The sequence below is a fragment of the Pedobacter sp. Leaf41 genome, from assembly GCF_001422545.1.
Taxonomy (GTDB): Bacteria; Bacteroidota; Bacteroidia; order Sphingobacteriales; family Sphingobacteriaceae; genus Pedobacter.
Genome location: NZ_LMLE01000007.1, coordinates 80,990 through 100,135, shown reverse-complemented (window position 1 = coordinate 100,135; position 19,146 = coordinate 80,990). Strand labels below are relative to the sequence as shown.

General features: G+C 38.7%; 13 protein-coding genes. 7 read left to right on the top strand and 6 right to left on the bottom strand.

The genetic code is table 11. The features are described 5' to 3' along the window. Window positions 1-62: 62 nt before the first annotated feature. The 5 genes from ASE92_RS10755 to ASE92_RS10735 all read right to left on the bottom strand — a co-directional run bounded on the left by ASE92_RS10755 (window position 63) and on the right by ASE92_RS10735 (window position 5,778). The gene (locus tag ASE92_RS10755; protein WP_056850112.1) at window positions 63-428 is read right to left on the bottom strand and encodes a hypothetical protein; all 366 of its coding nucleotides are present in this window, start codon (window positions 426-428) and stop codon (window positions 63-65) included. A gap of 186 nt (window positions 429-614) precedes the next feature. Then, the gene (locus ASE92_RS10750; protein WP_056850111.1) at window positions 615-1,589 is read right to left on the bottom strand and encodes a family 43 glycosylhydrolase; all 975 of its coding nucleotides are present in this window, start codon (window positions 1,587-1,589) and stop codon (window positions 615-617) included. After that, window positions 1,576-2,991: a glycoside hydrolase family 28 protein gene (locus ASE92_RS10745; protein ID WP_056850110.1), complete on the bottom strand. Its 1,416-nt coding sequence runs from the start codon at window positions 2,989-2,991 to the stop codon at window positions 1,576-1,578. Before ASE92_RS10745 ends, ASE92_RS10750 begins: the two co-directional genes overlap by 14 nt. Before the next feature lie 30 nt (window positions 2,992-3,021). After that, on the bottom strand, window positions 3,022-4,650 hold the full coding sequence (locus ASE92_RS10740) for a sodium/sugar symporter (protein WP_056850109.1): 1,629 nt from the start codon (window positions 4,648-4,650) through the stop codon (window positions 3,022-3,024). Between the two features lie 105 nt (window positions 4,651-4,755). Continuing rightward, window positions 4,756-5,778 (bottom strand): LacI family DNA-binding transcriptional regulator, encoded by a 1,023-nt coding sequence (locus ASE92_RS10735; RefSeq protein ID WP_056850108.1) that lies wholly within the window; start codon window positions 5,776-5,778, stop codon window positions 4,756-4,758. A 482-nt stretch (window positions 5,779-6,260) separates the two neighbouring features. Here ASE92_RS10735 and ASE92_RS10730 point away from each other — a divergent pair, with 482 nt between their 5' ends. The 7 genes from ASE92_RS10730 to ASE92_RS10700 all read left to right on the top strand — a co-directional run bounded on the left by ASE92_RS10730 (window position 6,261) and on the right by ASE92_RS10700 (window position 18,727). Next, window positions 6,261-7,148 carry an inositol oxygenase family protein gene (locus tag ASE92_RS10730; RefSeq protein ID WP_056850107.1) on the top strand — a complete coding sequence of 296 codons (888 nt, stop codon included), beginning with the start codon at window positions 6,261-6,263 and terminating at the stop codon, window positions 7,146-7,148. 68 nt (window positions 7,149-7,216) lie between these two features. Next, window positions 7,217-10,258 carry a SusC/RagA family TonB-linked outer membrane protein gene (locus ASE92_RS10725; RefSeq protein ID WP_056850106.1) on the top strand — a complete coding sequence of 1,014 codons (3,042 nt, stop codon included), beginning with the start codon at window positions 7,217-7,219 and terminating at the stop codon, window positions 10,256-10,258. Between the two features lie 11 nt (window positions 10,259-10,269). Further along, complete coding sequence (locus ASE92_RS10720; protein ID WP_056850105.1) at window positions 10,270-11,868, top strand: RagB/SusD family nutrient uptake outer membrane protein; 1,599 nt, start codon at window positions 10,270-10,272, stop codon at window positions 11,866-11,868. Window positions 11,869-11,964: 96 nt separating this feature from the next. Continuing rightward, entirely contained in the window at window positions 11,965-12,945 is a 981-nt protein-coding gene (locus ASE92_RS10715) for a tartrate-resistant acid phosphatase type 5 family protein (protein ID WP_056850104.1), read from the top strand. Between the two features lie 49 nt (window positions 12,946-12,994). Further along, window positions 12,995-14,209: an acyltransferase family protein gene (locus tag ASE92_RS10710; RefSeq protein WP_056850103.1), complete on the top strand. Its 1,215-nt coding sequence runs from the start codon at window positions 12,995-12,997 to the stop codon at window positions 14,207-14,209. A gap of 1 nt (window position 14,210) precedes the next feature. After that, window positions 14,211-16,427: an alpha-N-acetylglucosaminidase gene (locus tag ASE92_RS10705; protein ID WP_056850102.1), complete on the top strand. Its 2,217-nt coding sequence runs from the start codon at window positions 14,211-14,213 to the stop codon at window positions 16,425-16,427. Then, the gene (locus ASE92_RS10700; protein WP_082455030.1) at window positions 16,427-18,727 is read left to right on the top strand and encodes a GH92 family glycosyl hydrolase; all 2,301 of its coding nucleotides are present in this window, start codon (window positions 16,427-16,429) and stop codon (window positions 18,725-18,727) included. The genes ASE92_RS10705 and ASE92_RS10700 overlap by 1 nt, the downstream gene beginning before the upstream one ends. 149 nt (window positions 18,728-18,876) lie before the next feature. Here the strand turns inward: ASE92_RS10700 and ASE92_RS10695 are convergent, their stop codons facing one another. Then, window positions 18,877-19,146, bottom strand: a complete 270-nt coding sequence (locus ASE92_RS10695; protein ID WP_235527343.1) for a Trm112 family protein — start codon at window positions 19,144-19,146, stop codon at window positions 18,877-18,879.

Genomic DNA, 19,146 nt, shown 5'->3' with positions numbered 1-19,146 from the left:
TTTTTGATCCAATTTGTACTGAATATTGTAAATTTTTCTGATAATAAGAAGTAATGGCTGTGCTAATAATGATCTACCAGCTGTTCCTGTTGCGAAGCGATGATCAGTTCCTGCTCTGGCGCCCAATTAATGTCACAGTCAATAAGTTGAACGTAGTTTGCAATGATATTCATCAGCTTGTAATACTCTGCATTAATTTGCGGTTGCAATTTTCCAAAGCTGATTACAAGGGCGTTTTCAATCAATAATGATTGAATATTGAAAGCAAAAGAATCATTTTCCAACCATTCAAAATTCTGATCAGATAATAAGGCTATGGAACAGTCAACTTTCCATTTCCGGCGGGACGCTGTTACGTGGTAAGTTAGCTGGAAATCTAGTATTCCATCATTGGTCGAATCAAAAAGTATATTAACCTTCTTTCTCATTTAAAGTTTACAATAAGCATGTTTCCATATTTTAGAAAGCACCCTTAAAGCGAATTGGGCACAATTAATTTTAAATTATGGCTGGCTTGATGTTTAGTGTAAATTGTAAAAAAAAGACGTTGGTTTACTAAATATGAGTCAGTTTATTTGCGTAAACGTTTACGTAAAAACCCGCATTTGCTTAGCTCAATTAATACGCTTCGTTTTCACCGGAACAACTTTCATGAGTTGGTTTTTATTGTCGTATTTAAGGCTATCCAAACAAAGTTCTCTAAGTACATACTTTTCTTTTTGCGGAACAATGCGATGGTACAAAACGTAATCCTGTTTTCCTAATGTTATAACGGTGTGATGACCGGGGCCTATTGTTGCTGTACCAGGTATGGTTGAAAGAATTGGACTATATTTTCCCTTTTGGAAAGGACCGAAGGGCGTTTTGCCTACTGCATATCCTATTCGATAGGTTTCATCAATTGCCTTTCCTTCAGAAAACATTAGTAAGTATTCGTTATTCCTTTTAATCATGTGTGGTGCTTCGAAATAACCTGTTGGCGTTACCTCCGCTGGCTTATTTACAAAACTGAACATATCTGGCTTTAACTTTACAGCCATGCATTTTCCATTAATCCAGTTAAATCCCGAACCCCAGTAGAGAAAAGCATCGCCGTTATCGTTAATAAAACAATCAGCATCAATGTTATGAACGGCAGGATAATCTTTTGCAGCAATTAGCGGCGTGTTATCTTTTTTTAGGTTTTTCCAAGGCCCTAAAGGCTGATCACTTACTCCAGCCCAAACCTCGCTCCCTACAGATACGTACATGTAAAACTTCTTATCTTTACCTCTTACAACAGAAGGCGCCCATACCATCGAACTATTGGAGGTAGGGCTTGTACACGCTTTTTTGGTAGGCCAGTTTAAATGGTGGCGTGTAAAGTTAACAAAGTCTTTCGTTTCAAAAACAGCCAGTTCATCTCCACCCCATGGATCGATAGTGGCATAAATAAAATAAGTGCCATTTTGCTTTACAACCGTTGGATCGGCAAAATATCCAGGGATAATAGGATTACTTACCTGTTGCGCTATTGATGATAACGAAATAAGCATCAGCATCAGCAACGCTGAAAAACTGCTGATATTTTTGTTTCTATTTATCCGCATCTCTTTCTGTAAAATTAACTGATTTAATTTTAGTTACATTCTTTGTCTCCAATGCTTTACCTGCATAAGAAGGTTTGGCTTTGCCCCAAATTACTTCACTGTTTTGTAAACTGATGTAGCCTGTATTTTCGAAATAAAAACCAGCAATATCACTTTTTACCAGCCCCTCTACATTGCTTGGCCTGCGGTCATAAACTCCGCCAGGCTGCTTAGTTGTTTTCTCCATTGAAACAGTTACCTGATCAAAATAAATGCTCGAAATCTTATCAGAATTTTCGCCGCTAATGTAAACTCCACCTTCTCCGGAGCATCGAATATTGGAGAAATAAATGTTTGTAACAGCACCCACGCGGCCTTTTGTCTCACCTTTCGGTAACCGCCAGCCCGCATCTTTGTTATTGCTTGTTGCTCGTGGGTACGCGGTAATGTAAATAGGCTCGGCTTTGCCCCACCATACATCTGAGAATAATTTGGATTCGATAACCAAATTAGAAAAGATTACATCACTTACCGTTCCTTCATCTCTGTTTTGAATGCCTATGCCTCGATTACTATTAACGATATTACAGTTGTTGATCAGTACTTTGCTAATGCGGTCCATATTTTCTGAGCCGATTTTAATGGCGCAAGAGCTGGAAGTCATGGTACAATTGCTAATAACAATATTTTCGCATGGTCCATATTTTTCAAATTCACGTCTGTTTTTTAAGCAGATACAATCATCTCCCGATTCGATATAACAATTGGTAATCCTTACATTTTTACTATGATCAATATCGATACCATCGCTATTTCTAATTTTGATACTGTTGAGCAACGTGATATTTGAAATCGCAACATCATCACAACCTATTAAATGAACGGTCCAGTAAGCAGAGTTTTTAAAAGTAACGCCGTCGATATTTAATTTTTTACAACCAATTAAAGTGAGTAAATGTGGCCGTGGATCTACAACATTAAAAGGTTTAAGCACATAAGAATCGTCTAGCTCTTCTCCCATAAATGAAATGCCATTTCCGTCAATTTCACCGCTACCCGTAATACTTACCTGCTGTAAATTTTTTCCACCAATCCATACAGTTCCTTCACCTTTGTTATCGCCAAAGGCACTTTCTGTATAAAGTTTTTCATCCGGACTTGCTAAAATTTTGGCTCCACCTTCTACTCTCAACTCTACAAATGATTTTAAGTGGAAGGGGCCCGAAAGATAAACATGCCCGGCAGGAACAACTACCTGGCCACCGCCAGCTTTTGAACACGCATCGATAGCTTTTTGAATCGCCACTGCATCATTGGTTTTGCCGTTGCCAATGGCACCATAGCTTTTAATATTAAATTTTGATTGCGCATTGGCAAAAAAGCCCGAAAGAAGGAAGATTGCAAGAAATAATTTTAACTTCATCTATATTATATTTAGCGTACTATTTAATTTTTACCAAAACACTGTATAAAGGGCAGCCATAATGCCTACAATAATTACAGATGCAACCATAAATGCAGGCGTAACTTTAAACATCGTTTTGTCAATCTCTAAACCCTGCGGATTGTTCTTACCTTTAGGATCGGTAAGTGTGATTAACACCATCACCACGATGATAGTCACAAAAACCCACGACATTCTATTCAGAAAAGGAATATCATCAATTAAACCCTGACTTATTGAGGGCAGGAATTTGAAGAAGATGGAAAGAGGAATGGTTAGCAGTGCGGCACAAAGTGCTGCCCTGGATGTTGTTCGTTTCCAGAAAAATCCAAGTAAAAAAATGGCAAATACACCCGGCGAAATAAAACCGACATATTCCTGGATAAACTGATATACCTGATCAAAGCTTCTTAACGCCGGAGCAACGATAATCGCAATTATCGATGCGATGACCACTGACCATCGTCCAACGGCTACCATCCGTGTTTCGCTTGCAGTAGGATTGATGTATTTTTTGTAGATATCTAATGTAAAAATGGTGGCAATACTGTTTGATTTTCCTGCCAAAGAAGCCACAATTGCTGCCGTTAATGCTGCGAAAGCCATTCCTTTTACTCCAATAGGTAATAAGTTCATTAATACCGGATAAGCATGATCTGGTTTGAGTACACCTGAACTGTCTAGCATTTCTGCCTGAAAATAGCCACGCTGGTAAAGCACAAAAGCAGCAATACCCGGAATCACTACGATAACCGGAATTAGCAACTTTAAAAAGGCAGCGAAAATCAATCCGCTTCTCCCGGTTTTTAGATCTGCCCCTAAAGCCCTTTGAACGATGTATTGATTGCAGCCCCAGTAATTTAGGTTATTGATCCAAAGCCCGCCAACCAATACCGCCACACCTGGAAGTTCGTTGTAAAACTTATCGCCCTTTGAAAATATCATGTGAAAATGATCAGCAGCCTCTGTACGTAACATCGGCAGCGCACCTAAAACAGTGTCTACATTTAATTTTTCTGATACCAGTTTCAGCGCCATGTAACAGGTAATCAATCCACCGATAACTAAAACAAAAACCTGGATAACGTCTGTATAGCCAATCACTTTCATCCCCCCAAGGGTAATTAATGCAGAGAATATGGCCAGAAAAATGATACAGGTGCTAAAAGGAATTCCTGTAATGGTTTCTATGGCGATAGCACCTAAAAAAAAGATAGAGGTAAGGTTAACAAACACATAAACCAGCAACCAAAAGACAGCCATTAATGTACTTACGGTATTGTTATACCGGGTAGATAAAAACTGTGGCATGGTATAAATTTTATTTTTAAGGTAAATTGGCAGGAAGAAAACCGCTACAATAATCAGCGTTGCAGCAGCCATCCATTCGTAACTGGCGATGGCCAGTCCCATGGCAAAGCCAGAGCCAGACATACCGATAAAATGCTCTGCAGAAATATTGGAGGCAATGATGGATGCGCCAATAGCCCACCATGTCAAGGATCCTTCAGCAAGAAAATAGTCTTTAGTATCCGTTTTCTTTTGTTTTTTAGATCTATAAACATAATAACCGTAGGCCGAAACGATAACGAAGTACAAAAAGAAAACGGCACAGTCAAGCGCTGAAAGGTGATTCATAGCGTTGTAATATATTTGGTTTTTTTAAAAGTCAGAAAAAATCCGAATCAAAGCGGACGAAAGAAGGTATTTAATTACGTAAACGTTTTCGGGTTTTAACCGATTTTAAGCAGGTTTTTCCCAGCAACCAGTTGATTCTCTTTTGATGAGCACCGATTTGAGCACAATATTTTGATCATCTCCAATACCACGTTTAGTTAAGATTTTAAACAGGCATTTGGCAGCCTCAATCCCTATTTCAAATGCAGGTTGGGTAATAGTTGTTAAAGAAGGATTGAGCAACTTTGCAGAACTCAGATTAGAAAAGCTGATAATTTTTACATCATCTGGAATTTGCAGTTTCAATTCTTTACAAGCAAGGTAAGCGGGAATTGCAAATTCTTCTATCGAGGAGAAAATTGCATCTGGCTTATGCGATTGGAACAAATTGACAATGTTGGTCACGTTCTCATTTTCTTCCGGCTGATAGTGTAAAATAAGGTTTTCATCGATGCTGATACCATGTGCCGCCAGTGCATCTTTATATCCTGCAAATCGCGTTCGGCCGGCCGGTAATTTTTCCAAACCGTATAAATAAGCAATTTGAGTACACCCACACTCAATTAAATGTTCGGTGGCATTAAAGGAAATCTGGTAATCATCGGTGGTAATTTTAAAGGCATCTAAAGATTCATACACCCGATCGAAAAAAACAAGCGGAATTTTTTTAACCAGATCGCGGTAATAATCATTATTGTATTCGTTGCTCGATACAGAAGTCAAAATGCCATCTACGCGGCCGTTTAGTAAACTGTTCGTAAATAACATTTCCGTCTCAATATCTTCATGTGTTTGATAAATGAGCACATGATAACCATATTGCCTGGCAATTTCTTCAATCCCTTTGATGGCCAGGGAAAAAAAGTTGTTGGCTATGTTCGGTATAATTACCGCAATGGTTTTAGTTTTATTGCTACGTAGATTACTGGCCGCAGGGTTTGGTGTGTAGTTAAGTTCTTTTGCCAGTGTTAATACCCTTGTTTTTGTTTTCAAGCTAATTTCGTAGCTATCATTAAGCGCTTTTGATACAGTTGCTATCGACAGGTTTAACTCCTGCGCAAGTCTTTTGATATTTACCTCTCCCGACATTTGGTTACTCGTTTTGTTAGTTAATCTGGATAACCAAAAACATTTTTCATCTCGTAATGATGATCATTTCAGCTGGATTTATAAACCAAAATTGGAAGATATATATCCAATGCTAATATACCTTGTTTCTCCACGACTCACTTACAGGGATGATTGTCTGGTTATCAAAAACGAATTCGAAAGTTGCATGCAACGTAACAAATCCGTTGCTACTAAACTAAGGAATTATAATAACAATTTGCCTACAGGCTTTAGTTATTTAGCCGCCAGCATTCTTGCTTGCTTAATAAAACCCAACGCTGCATCAATCTGTACAGAGTTAAACTTCAAGAGATTATTAGTCAATTAGTTATATTAGATTATCTTGATTTACTTAATCGTTTACGTAAATAAAAATCCCAAATCATAAAAATCTAAGGTTTCAAAAACTCAACTTTAGATCATCAAACAAAGCATATTTTAACCAAATTATTTCTAGCCTTATGAGAAACGAAGAAATATTTTCGAAGGAAAATCAGAATCCATTGAAGAATATCGATCAATGGGAAGAGGATTTATTAATCCGTTATCCAGACCCGTCCAATATCAATTCAGACAAAAAAGAAGAACAGTTTAGAAACTACGATGAAACCGAAAAAGATGGTGTAAAAGAGTTTTATAAACTGAACCACACTTATCAAACTTATGATTTTGTTCAGCAGAAAAAAGCTAATTATTTGAAGTTTAATAAGGAAGAAATGCCTGTATGGAGTGCTTTTGATTTTCTGAATAAATTAGTTGATGATTCTGATCCGGATACAGATTTAGATCAAATGCAACACCTGCTTCAAACATCAGAAGCCATTAGAAATGATGGCCATCCGGACTGGATGGTGCTTGTTGGTTTAATCCATGATATGGGAAAAGTGCTTTGCCTTTATGGTGAGCCGCAATGGGCAGTCGTGGGCGATACATTTCCAGTTGGTTGTGCTTATTCAGATAAAATTGTTTACCCGGAGTTTTTTGAACTGAATCCCGATTTCAAGAATCCCCAGTACCAAACTAAATTGGGTGTTTACAGTCAAAACTGCGGCCTCGATAACGTTCACATGTCTTGGGGGCACGATGAATATGTTTATCACATGATGAAACCATATATCCCTGAACAGGGATTATATATGCTGCGTTACCACTCTTTTTACTCGCAACATAAAGAAAATGCTTACGATCATTTAATGAGTGAGAAAGACCACGAAATGTTTAAATGGGTAAGATTATTCAACCCTTATGATTTATACTCTAAAAATCCTAATCAAAAAAGCTGGGAAGAATTAAAGCCTTACTACGAGGCGCTTGTTAATAAATACCTACCGGCAACCATCAAATTTTAACACAAAAACAAAACATATATATTAAACAAATTTAACTAACCATTTATGAACCTAAATCTACAAAAATCATGAGGTTTAATTTTACGAGCATAAAGTATGGCGGCTTTCTTTTGCTGTTTTTACTTATCGGCCAGTCTTTCAACATGGCATTTGCCCAAACAGAAAGAAAAATCTCCGGTAACTTAATAGATAATACCAAACAGCCTATTATAGGTGCTTCGGTTTCTGTAAAGGGAACCAGCAAAGTTACCTCAACGGGTGCAGAAGGATCTTTCACGATCTCTGCAAAAACTGGCGACAAAATCCTTTTTAGTTTTTTAGGCTATCAAACCAAAGAACTAACGGTGGAGGCCGCTTCAACTTATCAGGTAACCATTTCAGAAGCAACGGCATCATTAACTGATGTTGTAGTTGTGGGTTACGGTAAAAGCACCCGAAAAGCTTTAACAAGTTCAATATCAACCGTTAAAGGCGAAGATTTAAATAAAGGGGCCATTAGTGATGTTGGCCAGATGTTACAGGGTAAAGTTCCGGGATTAAATATTAGCCGTAGTGGAGATCCAAACCGTAATGCAGCGATTATCATGAGAGGTGCATCTACACTTCGTGAAGGCGCTCAATCTCCTTTATTCGTTATCGACGGTGTAGTTGGCGCAGATATTTCAATTATTGCACCAGATGATGTGGCTTCTATTGATGTATTAAAAGATGCGGCTGCAGCGGCTATTTATGGTAACCGGGCGGCAAACGGTGTAATTATGGTGACTACTAAAAAAGGTGTAAGCGGGCAAACACAGATTTCATATAACGGCTATTTTGGAATTGAAAATGTTTCCAATCGCTATGATATGATGAATGCAGACCAGTTGCGGACCTTTTTAGCGAAAACAAATTCTGCTTTAACACCAGCAAATGATAAAGGTGCAAATACAAACTGGCAGGATGAAGTGCAAAGAAGCGATGCCATGTCTCAAAACCATAACGTTTCATTAAGTGGTGGCACCGAGAAAACAACCTACAATGCAAGTGTTAACTATTTCAATCAACAAGGGATAATTAAAACCAGCGGATTAGATCGGTTTATCGGTCGTATTGGCGTTGAGCAAAAAGCTTTCAATGATAAATTGAAAATCTCTTTCAACTTAAGCAACTCTGTAAGTAATGCAGATCTTGTTCCTTACAGAAACACGATATTATCGCAAATGCTTACTTATTTGCCAACTGCACCGGTAAGAAATGCCGACGGTAGTTATTTTGATAACTTGGTTCAAACCAGTTATTACAACCCGGTTTCGATGTTGGAGAATGCGAAAGAAAATTTAAAAACTAAAAATATTTTAGGAAACTTGAGTGCTAACTTAAAACTTCCTTTTGGTTTTACATATGATGTAAACCTATCTTATCAAAATACCCAAAATGTGTATGGTGCATTTTACAACAGCATTTATACTTCTCGTTATAACAACGTAAGAAACACGCCAGATCCGCCAGCAAACCCAACTTTCGTCTCTTTAGTTGGTCAGAATGGTGTGGCAGTAAGAAACGCTTATCAAAATACCAATAAGATTATAGAAACTTATCTTACCTGGAACAAAAAGTTTGGCGATCATGATATTAATGCGGTAGTTGGTTATTCTTATCAACAATCATTAAATAACGATGGTTTCCAATCAACTTCTACTAATTTTCCTGTAAACGAGGTTGGTTATAACAACTTAAGTTTAGGTAATCCTTACGCGGTAACCGATTTCAGGGTAGATTTTAATCCTGGTGTTACCTATCAGGAAATTCTGTTGATTTCTGATTTTGCAAGAGTAAACTATAATTATAAAAACAAGTATCTACTTCAGGGATCGATTAGAAGAGATGGATCTAACGTATTCGGTATAAATGAAACCTGGGGTTACTATCCATCAGTTGGTGCAGCATGGAACCTTGACCAGGAAAATTTCATGAAAAATCAAAATGTAGTTAGGTCATTGAAATTACGTGGAAGTTATGGTATTGCCGGGAATTCATTGGGTTTTGCGCCACTAACAACCAAACTGATTTATGGTCAGGTAGGGCAGTTTTATTACAATGGTTCACCTAGAGAGGGTGCATATGGCGCCATCCAAAATGAAAACAAAGATTTACGCTGGGAAAGAACAGCAACCACAAATTTAGGTGTAGATTTTGGGTTATTCGGTGGTAGAGTAGGTGGTTCGGTAGATTGGTATAACAAGAAAACTACTGATTTAATTTTAACGTTCGACGTTGATCAAAACCTTTATCCTTCTGGTCAGCTTACCGCAAATGTGGGCAAGCTAAGTAATAAAGGTATAGAGGTAGTTTTAAATGGTACGCCGGTAATTAGCGACAATTTCAGTTGGACAACAGCCATCAATCTTGCCAGAAACGTAAATAAAATCATTACCTTATCTGATACTCGTTTCAATATCGATAACAGGTTGACGGTAACTCCTGATGGCGCAGGTCAAAGTGGTGCATCATTACAGATTTTAGCACCAGGCCAGGCGATTGGAACATTCTATACTTTTAAATATGCAGGGAAAGATGCCAACGGTGTTTCGCAATACTACGATGCGGCAGGCAATATTAAAACGCAGGGTTTACTAAATAGAACTGACTATTATATTTTAGGAAATGCACAGCCAAAAGCATTAATCGGTTGGAGCAACAATGTTCGTTACAAAAACTTCGATTTAAGTATTTTTATGAGAGCTGTTTTGGGTAACAAAATCATGAACGTAACCCGTGCTGATTTATTCCGCCCAAGCACAGCCCAGTTCACCAATATCCCGGTTGAGGTAGAAAACGAATCAGCAGCAGATTTTAACTCTTACAAATATTCAAGCCGCTTTTTAGAAAATGGTAGTTACTTGAGGCTAGATAACGCCACCTTGGGTTACACATTCAAAAAAGGACTGATTCCGGGTGTAAATTCGTTGAGGTTGTATACTACTGCTAACAATCTTTTTGTGATCACTGGTTACAAAGGTATCGATCCGGAAATTAACCAGGGCGGTATTGCTCCAGGTGTAGATACCAATAACTTTTATCCTAAAACCAGAACATTCTTGTTCGGTTTAAATGTATCATTTAATTAAAATCAAAAAAGATGAAAAGTCTTATTAAATATATCGCAGGTGCAGCTTTAACACTAGGTGTGTTAAGCTCTTGTCATAAACTGGATTTAAAAGTTGAAACTCAATTAACCCCAGAAACATTTCCGCAAACGGCACAACACTTTGTTCAGCTTACTGGCCAGGTGTACGTACAGCTTCGTCAGGGATGGAGCACCGATTATTTCTTCATGCAAACACTAAGTACCGATGAGGCAATTATGCCTGCAAGAGGTGGTAACTGGTATGATGGTGGAACTTATGAAATGCACCACAAACACACCTGGACCAAAGATAACGGACATGTGAGTAGTGGTTGGGGATGGCTTTCGGGTGTGATTAGTAAAGCAAACCAGAGCTTGTTTCTACTAAAAGATGCACCAGAATCACCTGCAAAAGTTACCTCAATAGCCGAGCTTCGTGCAACAAGAGCTTTAGCACTTTTTATGATGATGGATTTGTGGGGCAATATCCCTATCGTAACTTCATTCGGTGAAACAACTTCCCCAGAAACCAAACCGAGAGCAGAAGTATTTACTTTCATAGAGGCAGAACTCAAAGATATATTACCAAGCCTAAGCATAGCCACTGGTGCAGCAAATTACGGCAGACCGAACAAATACACCGCTTATGCTATTTTGGCGAAAATGTATCTCAACTCTGAAGTGTATACCGGAACTGCCCGTTATAATGAAGCTGTAGCCATGTGCGATTTGATTACAACAGCAACAGGATCACCTTATAGTTTAGAATCTGATTTCAGAAAGATGTTCTTTATTGATAACGGACCTCAAACAAAAGAATTTATTTTTGCTATCCCCTACGATCCGGGATATAGTAATGGTTTTATGATTTATTCGAGGTATTCTTTACCACGATCATTGCAGGCGAAATATAGTCTTAAACATACGCCAAGTGCACCAATGAGTACTTTGCCAGAATTTTATGCAAACTTCAACGATCCTAATGATAAAAGAAATGCACAATGGATTAGGGGCTTACAAACTTTTTATGATGGCCGCCCGGTTACTGTAGCTACAACCAAAAAAGGTTACGACCAGTTTTACACTGGTGCAGATGCTTCCGCTCCAATTACCTATCAGGTTGATATCACACCTAATGTAACGCTGAGAGATGCATCGAGACCATTCGACGCTGGAAACGATGAAGTGGCCTGGAACATGGGTTACCGCAACAATAAATTTTATTGCGATAGTACTTCCTCAAATAGAAATCAAAATAATGATGTGCCCATTTTTAGGTTATCAGATATTTTGTTGATGAAAGCAGAAGCGATATTAAGAGGTGCTACTCCAACACAAGGTCAAACTGCATTATCTTTAGTTAACCAGTTAAGAGCAGTGCGAACCACTTCACCAGCGTGGACTTCTGTAACATTGGAAGACATATACAAAGAGCGTTGCAGAGAGCTTTCGTGGGAATGCTGGCACCGCAACGATATGATTCGTTTTGGTAAGTACGAAGGGTCGTGGGGTTTCAAAACCGATGCACAAACTTTCCACCGCCTGATGCCAATTCCTAATTCGGCAATGATCTTAAACCCGAAATTAAAACAGAATCCTGGTTACAATTAATTGGATAACATGAAAAGAAATTTCTCTAGGCTTATCTTTAGAGAAATTTCTTTTTTAAAATTTTATCCATTTCATTAAAAAGACCCAATTCAATTCATGAATAAACGACTACTATTTCTTCTTCCTCTTATTTCTGCAGGATCGTTATTTGCACAAATTATCACAAAGAATCCTTCAGAAACGATTACTGCAACAAAAGCCCTCAAAAAAGAAATTGGTACTTTAAATTTCATTGCCATGGGCGATTGGGGCAGAAATGGCGCCGATCACCAGAAACAGGTAGCGAAACAAATGGGGATTACCGCTGCAGATGTTAAGGCTCAATTTATAATCTCCACAGGTGATAATTTTTACCCTAGCGGTGTCATCAGCGAAAGAGACCCGCTGTTTAAATATTCATTTGAAGATATCTACACTGATTTTTCTTTGCAATGGGACTGGTATGTGATTCTCGGTAACCACGATTATAAGTCAAATCCTGATGCCCAGGTTGAATATTCAAAAATCAGCAGACGCTGGAAAATGCCTGCAAGATACTTTTCAAAGAGATTCCCCATCAATGGAGATCTGAACAATCAGGTTTTAATTGCTTTTATAGATACCAATCCATTGATTCCTGAATTTTACAAAAACGCAGAATACGGCCCAAATGTGAAAGGGCAGGATACTACGGCTCAAAAAAAATGGCTCGAAAAAACACTTGCCGAAAAAGATCCCTCCATTAAGTGGAAAATTGTGGTAGGCCATCATCCTATGTTTACCGGCGGTAGCCGAACCGAAGGTTATGATACCAAAGCCATTAGAAATTCACTGAAACCACTGCTAGATCGTAATGGGGTTGATGTATATTTAACCGGGCACGAGCATAGTTTGCAGTATATTAAACCTGAAGGCAAAACCCATCATTTCATTTCTGGTGCAGCTTCAGAGAAAACGCCGGTTAAACTGATTCCTGATGCGCAGATGGTCGCATCAGAGTATGGCTTTATGCTGTTTTCTGTAAGCAACAACAGCCTAAATGTTCAGGTGATTAACGATGAAGGCTACGTGATTTATCAAACTTCAATAAAAAAATAGTTCCTGCGGAAGCAAAAATTAATCAATAATCTTCACCACTAATATTTAAATGAAATTAACCGCCAGGATCGATTTGCCAGTAAGTAAACCAAAAAGATTAATTTCTTTGGATGCTTTGCGTGGCTTCGACATGTTTTGGATTATTAGCGGCGAAGGGATTTTCCATGGTTTAGCCAACGCCGTAAAGCAAAAGCATGGCCTTGCTCAAAATCATGAAGACTGGCAGATTATAGGTACAGAAAATTTGTCACTTTTAGAGCGAATGATGGTCGGTATCAGCAATCAGCTGCACCATTCTCCATGGAACGGGTTCACTTTCTACGATTTGATCTTTCCCCTTTTTATCTTTATTTCAGGCGTATCAATGCCTTATTCGTACCAAAAATATTTTGAAAATAGGGCGAACGATAAAAGCCTTTCTAATCAGGTTTATTATTCGTTAATCAAACGAACCTTGATTTTAATTGTACTGGGTTTTATTGTGAATGGATTATTGCAGTGGAATGGTTTTGAAAATACTCGCTTTGCCAGTGTGCTCGGACGAATTGCTTTTTCTACTTTTTTCGCTGCGCTGATTTATCTTAACTTCTCGCTACCAAAACAAATCATTTGGTTTTTAGGCATCCTTTTTGGTTATTATTTTATCATGATGTATGTTCCGGTGCCTCATTTTGGTGCTGGCGTGCTAACACCAGAAGGCAATTTATCAGCCTATATAGATCGATTACTTTTGCCAGGAAAACTCCATCGCATTGTATACGATCCGGAAGGAATTTTAAGCACTATTCCTGCAATTTGTTCTGCGATGATTGGCATATTTACTGGTACTTTTATTAAATCAGAATCAAGCTCACCCAATCAAAAAGTACTCAAATTATTTCTTGCAGGTATTGCATGTATCGCTTTAGGCTTACTTTGGTCGATCATTTTCCCCATTAACAAAACCATGTGGACCAGTACTTTCGTGTTATTTGCTGGCGGATGTAGCATTTTGTTATTTACGCTATTTTATTATGTTATTGATGTGCAGTCGATTAAAAAATGGTGTGTTCCATTTCTTTGGATTGGCAGCAACTCCATCCTCATATACGTTTGTGCCCATGGCCTTATTAATTTTGAATCTACGGCGGTTTTTATTTTCGGTGGCTTAGTTCAAAAGATTCCGGCAATCTGGCAATCGGCACTTTTGTGGATGGCCATCTTCGGCATCCAATTATTTATCCTTAAATTTCTTTACGATAAGAAGTGGTTCTTAAAAATTTGATATGAAATTGAAATTCCTTTTTGTTCTTGCAATCTGTTTATTGGGCTACGGCAAATCGTGGTCGCAAGATTATTTAAAAACATCAAACGAACTTATTGCAAGGGTGGTTCCAAAGCACCAATCGTATTTTCTCACTGAAAAACTGAATTCGAAAGATGGAAAAGATATTTTCGAAATTGAAAGCAAGGGCAACAAAATCCTATTAAGAGGTTCAAGTGGCGTGGCCATCGCTTCAGCATTTTATCACTATTTAACTGAGTACGCACACTGTCAAATCACCTGGAACGGCACTAATTTAAAACTGCCTGCTACGCTTCCGAAGGTACCTGCTAAAGTGCGAAAAGAAACGCCTTACGAATATCGTTATTATTTGAACTACTGTACATTTAACTACAGTATGAGTTGGTGGGACTGGGCCAGATGGGAAAAAGAGATTGATTGGATGGCTTTACACGGAATCAATATGCCGCTGGCCATTACCGGAGAAGAATATACCTGGTATCTTTTGTATAAAGAAATGGGTTTTTCTGATGAAGAATTAAGTGGCTTTTTTACTGGTCCGGCATATTTTTCATGGTTTTGGATGGGCAACATCGACGGATGGGGTGGTCCTTTACCAGTTTCATGGATGAAAGAACACTTTGATTTGCAAAAGAAAATTTTACAAAGGGAGCGGGCACTTGGCATGAAACCTGTGCTTCCGGCCTTTACTGGTCACGTTCCTGCCGCCTTTAAAGCAAAATACCCGAATGCAAAATTAAAAGCAACCAACTGGACAAATGGTTTTGCAGATACTTATATTTTGGATTCTGAAGATCCGATGTTTGCCCAAATAGGTAAAAAGTTTCTGGAGAAGCAAACGGAACTTTTAGGAACGGATCATCTCTATTCTGCAGATACGTTTAATGAAAATGAGCCACCAACATCAGCACCTGATTACTTAGGTAAACTGAGCGCAAGAATTTATGATGGAATGTCTCAAGCCGATCCAAAAGCCGTTTGGGTGATGCAGGGATGGCTTTTTTATAGCGACAGAAAATTTTGGAAAGAGCCGCAAACCGAAGCTTTGTTAAAAGCAGTTCCGGATGATAAAATGATTTTACTGGATCTTGCTACAGAAATTGAACCCGTTTGGAAAAGAACGGAAGGCTTTTATGGCAAACCTTGGATTTGGAATATGCTTCACAATTTTGGTGGAAACACTAATCTGTTTGGTCGCATGGATGTGGTAGCAACCGCACCCGCCGAAGCGCTGGCAAATCCAAAAAGCGGTAAAATGAAAGGTATCGGTTTGAGTATGGAAGGGATAGAACAAAATCCGGTTTTATATGAGTTGATGATGGCCAATACCTGGCAAAAAACACCAATCGATTTAAATAAATGGCTCCCTAAATTTGTTAACAACCGTTATGGAACCAATGATCGGGATGCACAAGATGCCTGGAAGATTTTACGAAAAACGGTTTACAATGTACCTTCTGACAAATATATCAGAGATGGTGCAGAATCTATAATTCAGGCCAGACCAACTTTAGATTCCCTTTCACGATGGGCGAAAACTACGCTGAACTATGATGAGCAGGATTTACTTCCGGCATGGGATGCGTTGATAAAAGCCAGTAAAAATTGTAAAGCCAGTGATGGTTATCAATACGATATTGTTGATTTAACCCGCCAGGTGCTGGCCAATTATGCCTTGCCGATTCAAAGAAAATTAGTTGCCGCGTATGAAAAGAAGAACCTTCAGGCATTCCAGATTGAAAGCAAAAGGTTTTTGAATTTGATTGATGACATGGACAAATTACTTGCATCAAGACAAGACTTTTTACTTGGTCCGTGGGTAAGCGATGCGAGAAGATGGGGAAAAACTGAAAAAGAGAAGACACTTTATGAAAAGAATGCGAAAGATTTAATCACCCTTTGGGGCGATGCTAAAAGTCCCCTGAATGAATACGCTTGCCGCCAATGGAGTGGATTATTAAGTGATTTTTATAAACCACGCTGGGAAATGTTTATTGCTAAAGCGAGTAATGCGATCATACAAAATAAAAAGCTGGATATTGCAACCATTCAAAGTGAATTAGCAGACTGGGAATGGAAGTGGGTGAACAAACGCCAGGATTATCCTACAAAAACAGTTGGAAATCCGGTAACCCTTTCCGTTGAGATGTATGCGAAATACAGAAAAGAAGTTGGAGGAGCCCATCAGAAAAAATAATGACTCAATCGATTAGCACTAATTACTCGACAGATTTGACCGAAAAAGTGGTTATTGGTTTTTTTAAACATGCGTGTGCATGCTTCGTGAAGATTACGTTGATCATTTGCCTGTTTTCTAGTTCTTCTTTTGCGCAACAAAAGGATTTGATTCGATATGTTCAGCCATTTTCTGGAACTTCTGGCAGTACCACGAAAGCAAGCCAACATATTGAGGATAAAACGGAGCGCTTGGCCAATACCATTCCGGCAGTTGCTCCGCCTTTTGCAATGACGCAGTGGACACCGCAAACACAGCTTAGCGAGAAAAAATGTCTGGCGCCATATTATTACAATAACGATAAAATTTTTGGTTTTAGAGCCAGTCACTGGATTAGTGGTTCTTGTACGCAAGATTATGGCAGTTTCACCATCATGCCAATTTCCGGAAAACTGAAAACTGCTGCCAATGATTATGCCGAAAATTATAGTCATCAAGGGGAAATTTCGCAGCCGGATTATTATAAAGCAGTGTTTCAGAAATATCAATTGGAAACAGAAATCACGGCTACGCTCCGCAGTGGTATGCTTCGGGTAAAGGCACTAAAAGCAGACAGTATTTATCTGTTAATTAGCCCAAATAGCGATCAAGAAAAGGGTTTCATTAAAATTGATCAATCAAAGGGTGAAATCTCTGGCTACAATCCTGTTCATCGTATTTATCAGGGATGGGGAGAGCCTGCTGGTTTTAGCGGCTACTTCTTCATCAAAATTAATAGGAAATTTACTAGAAGTGGTGCTTTTAGCGAAGGCAGAACGGACATTGCAACATCCATAATCAATAAGAAAAACATTGGCGTTTATGCTGGGTTCAAACTGGAAAAAGGCGAGCAAATTGTCATATCTTCCGGAACTTCTTTTACCAGTATAGCAGCTGCAAAAGCCAATCTGGAAGAAGAAATTGGCTCCTTAAGTTTCGAGGAGGTGAAAAGCAAGACCAGAAAAAGCTGGTCTGAATCGCTTGCACAAATTAAAATTGTATCTGGCGATGAGAAAAAGAAAAAAATATTCTACACGGCACTTTATCATGCCCAGCAACATCCAAGGCTTTTTAATGATGTTGATGGCGGTTACCCTCGTTTTGCAGGAAACTATCAACGCGAAATAGCTAAGGGAAATTATTACGATGATTTCTCCATGTGGGATATTTACCGGGCTCAGCTTCCCTTGGTGGAATTGTTGCAGCCAAAGCTGGGCAACGCCTTTGTTCAATCGTTAATATCAAAAGGCGAGCAGGGGGGATGGTTACCTATTTTTCCATGCTGGAATAGCTATACTGCTGCGATGATTGGCGATCATTCGACGGCATTTATCGCTTCTGCTTACAACAAAGGGATTCGGGATTATGATATCCAGAAAGCTTACCAACTCATGAGGAAAAATGCTTTCGAGATGCCAGACTCTGTAGATTATCTAAATGGAAAAGGCAGACGGGGAATAAACAGCTATCTAAAATATGGCTATATTCCGATGGAAGATAGTATTCCGAATGCGTTTCATAAAAAGGAGCAGGTTAGCCGAACGCTGGAATATGCATTTGATGACTATGCATTAGCTACAATCGCGAAAGATTTGGGTAAAACAGAAGATTTTAAGGTGCTAGAAAAAAGGGCATTAAACTATAAAAATGTTTTCGATACCAGTGTCGGGATGATGAGAGGGCGTTACAAGAATGGAACTTGGTTCGAACCGTTTCTTGCCGATCACCGTGAACCTTATATCACAGAAGGGACGCCGAGACAGTACAGTTTTTATGCGCCTCAAGATGTACCAGGTTTGGTTAAGTTAATGGGTGGACCTAAAAAACTAGAGAATGAATTAGATTCATTGTTTAACAAACAGGAATATTGGCATGGAAATGAGCCTGGTCATCAAATACCTTTTCTGTACAATTTTACCGCTTCGCCATGGAAAACCCAGCTGCAGGTTAACAAAATCCTGAATGAAGAATACGATGAGGGGGCAGGTGGCTTAAGCGGAAACGATGATGCTGGCCAAATGTCGGCTTGGTACGTTTTTGCCTCACTCGGATTTTATCCGGTAGATCCGGTTTCAACATTTTATGAAGCAACTACACCCACATTTAATGAAGTATTGGTGCGCTTTCAAAATGGTAAAACCTTAAAAATAAGAAAGATATCAGGACATAAAAGTAAAGGCTACATTGAAAAAATAGTATTCAACGGGAAAACTATAAAAGGCTACCGATTAAATCACGCAGATTTGATTAGAGGTGGTGAACTGACTTACTACACGTTCTAATTTCTTTCTGCGGTTAGCCACAATTTTCTTCAACTGCAAGTTAATTTCAACGTCACAACGATGCCCGTAGCAAGATCTCCTAAAACAAATTGCCTACATTATGCTCTTTTTTATATCGTTGAACAAGATGTAGGCAAAATGAAAATGTTTTAACTTTGATCGATTTGGCCGGGAATAAGGCGGATTTCTTCTAGCCCGTGTTCAATTTTCCAGTTTTCTATAATGGGCTGTTCGAGCTCAATCTGACGATATTCATCGGGCGACATAATAGGCACACCATGTATAATCGGATAGTTTCTTTGGCATGCTGAGCAGGATAAAATACCTTCCAGTACATTCAAGTTAGTGTCTTTTACAAAAATTTTCAACTGAAGATCCGCCTTATCAAAAGGACAGCATAACTTATTTATGGTTTTCAT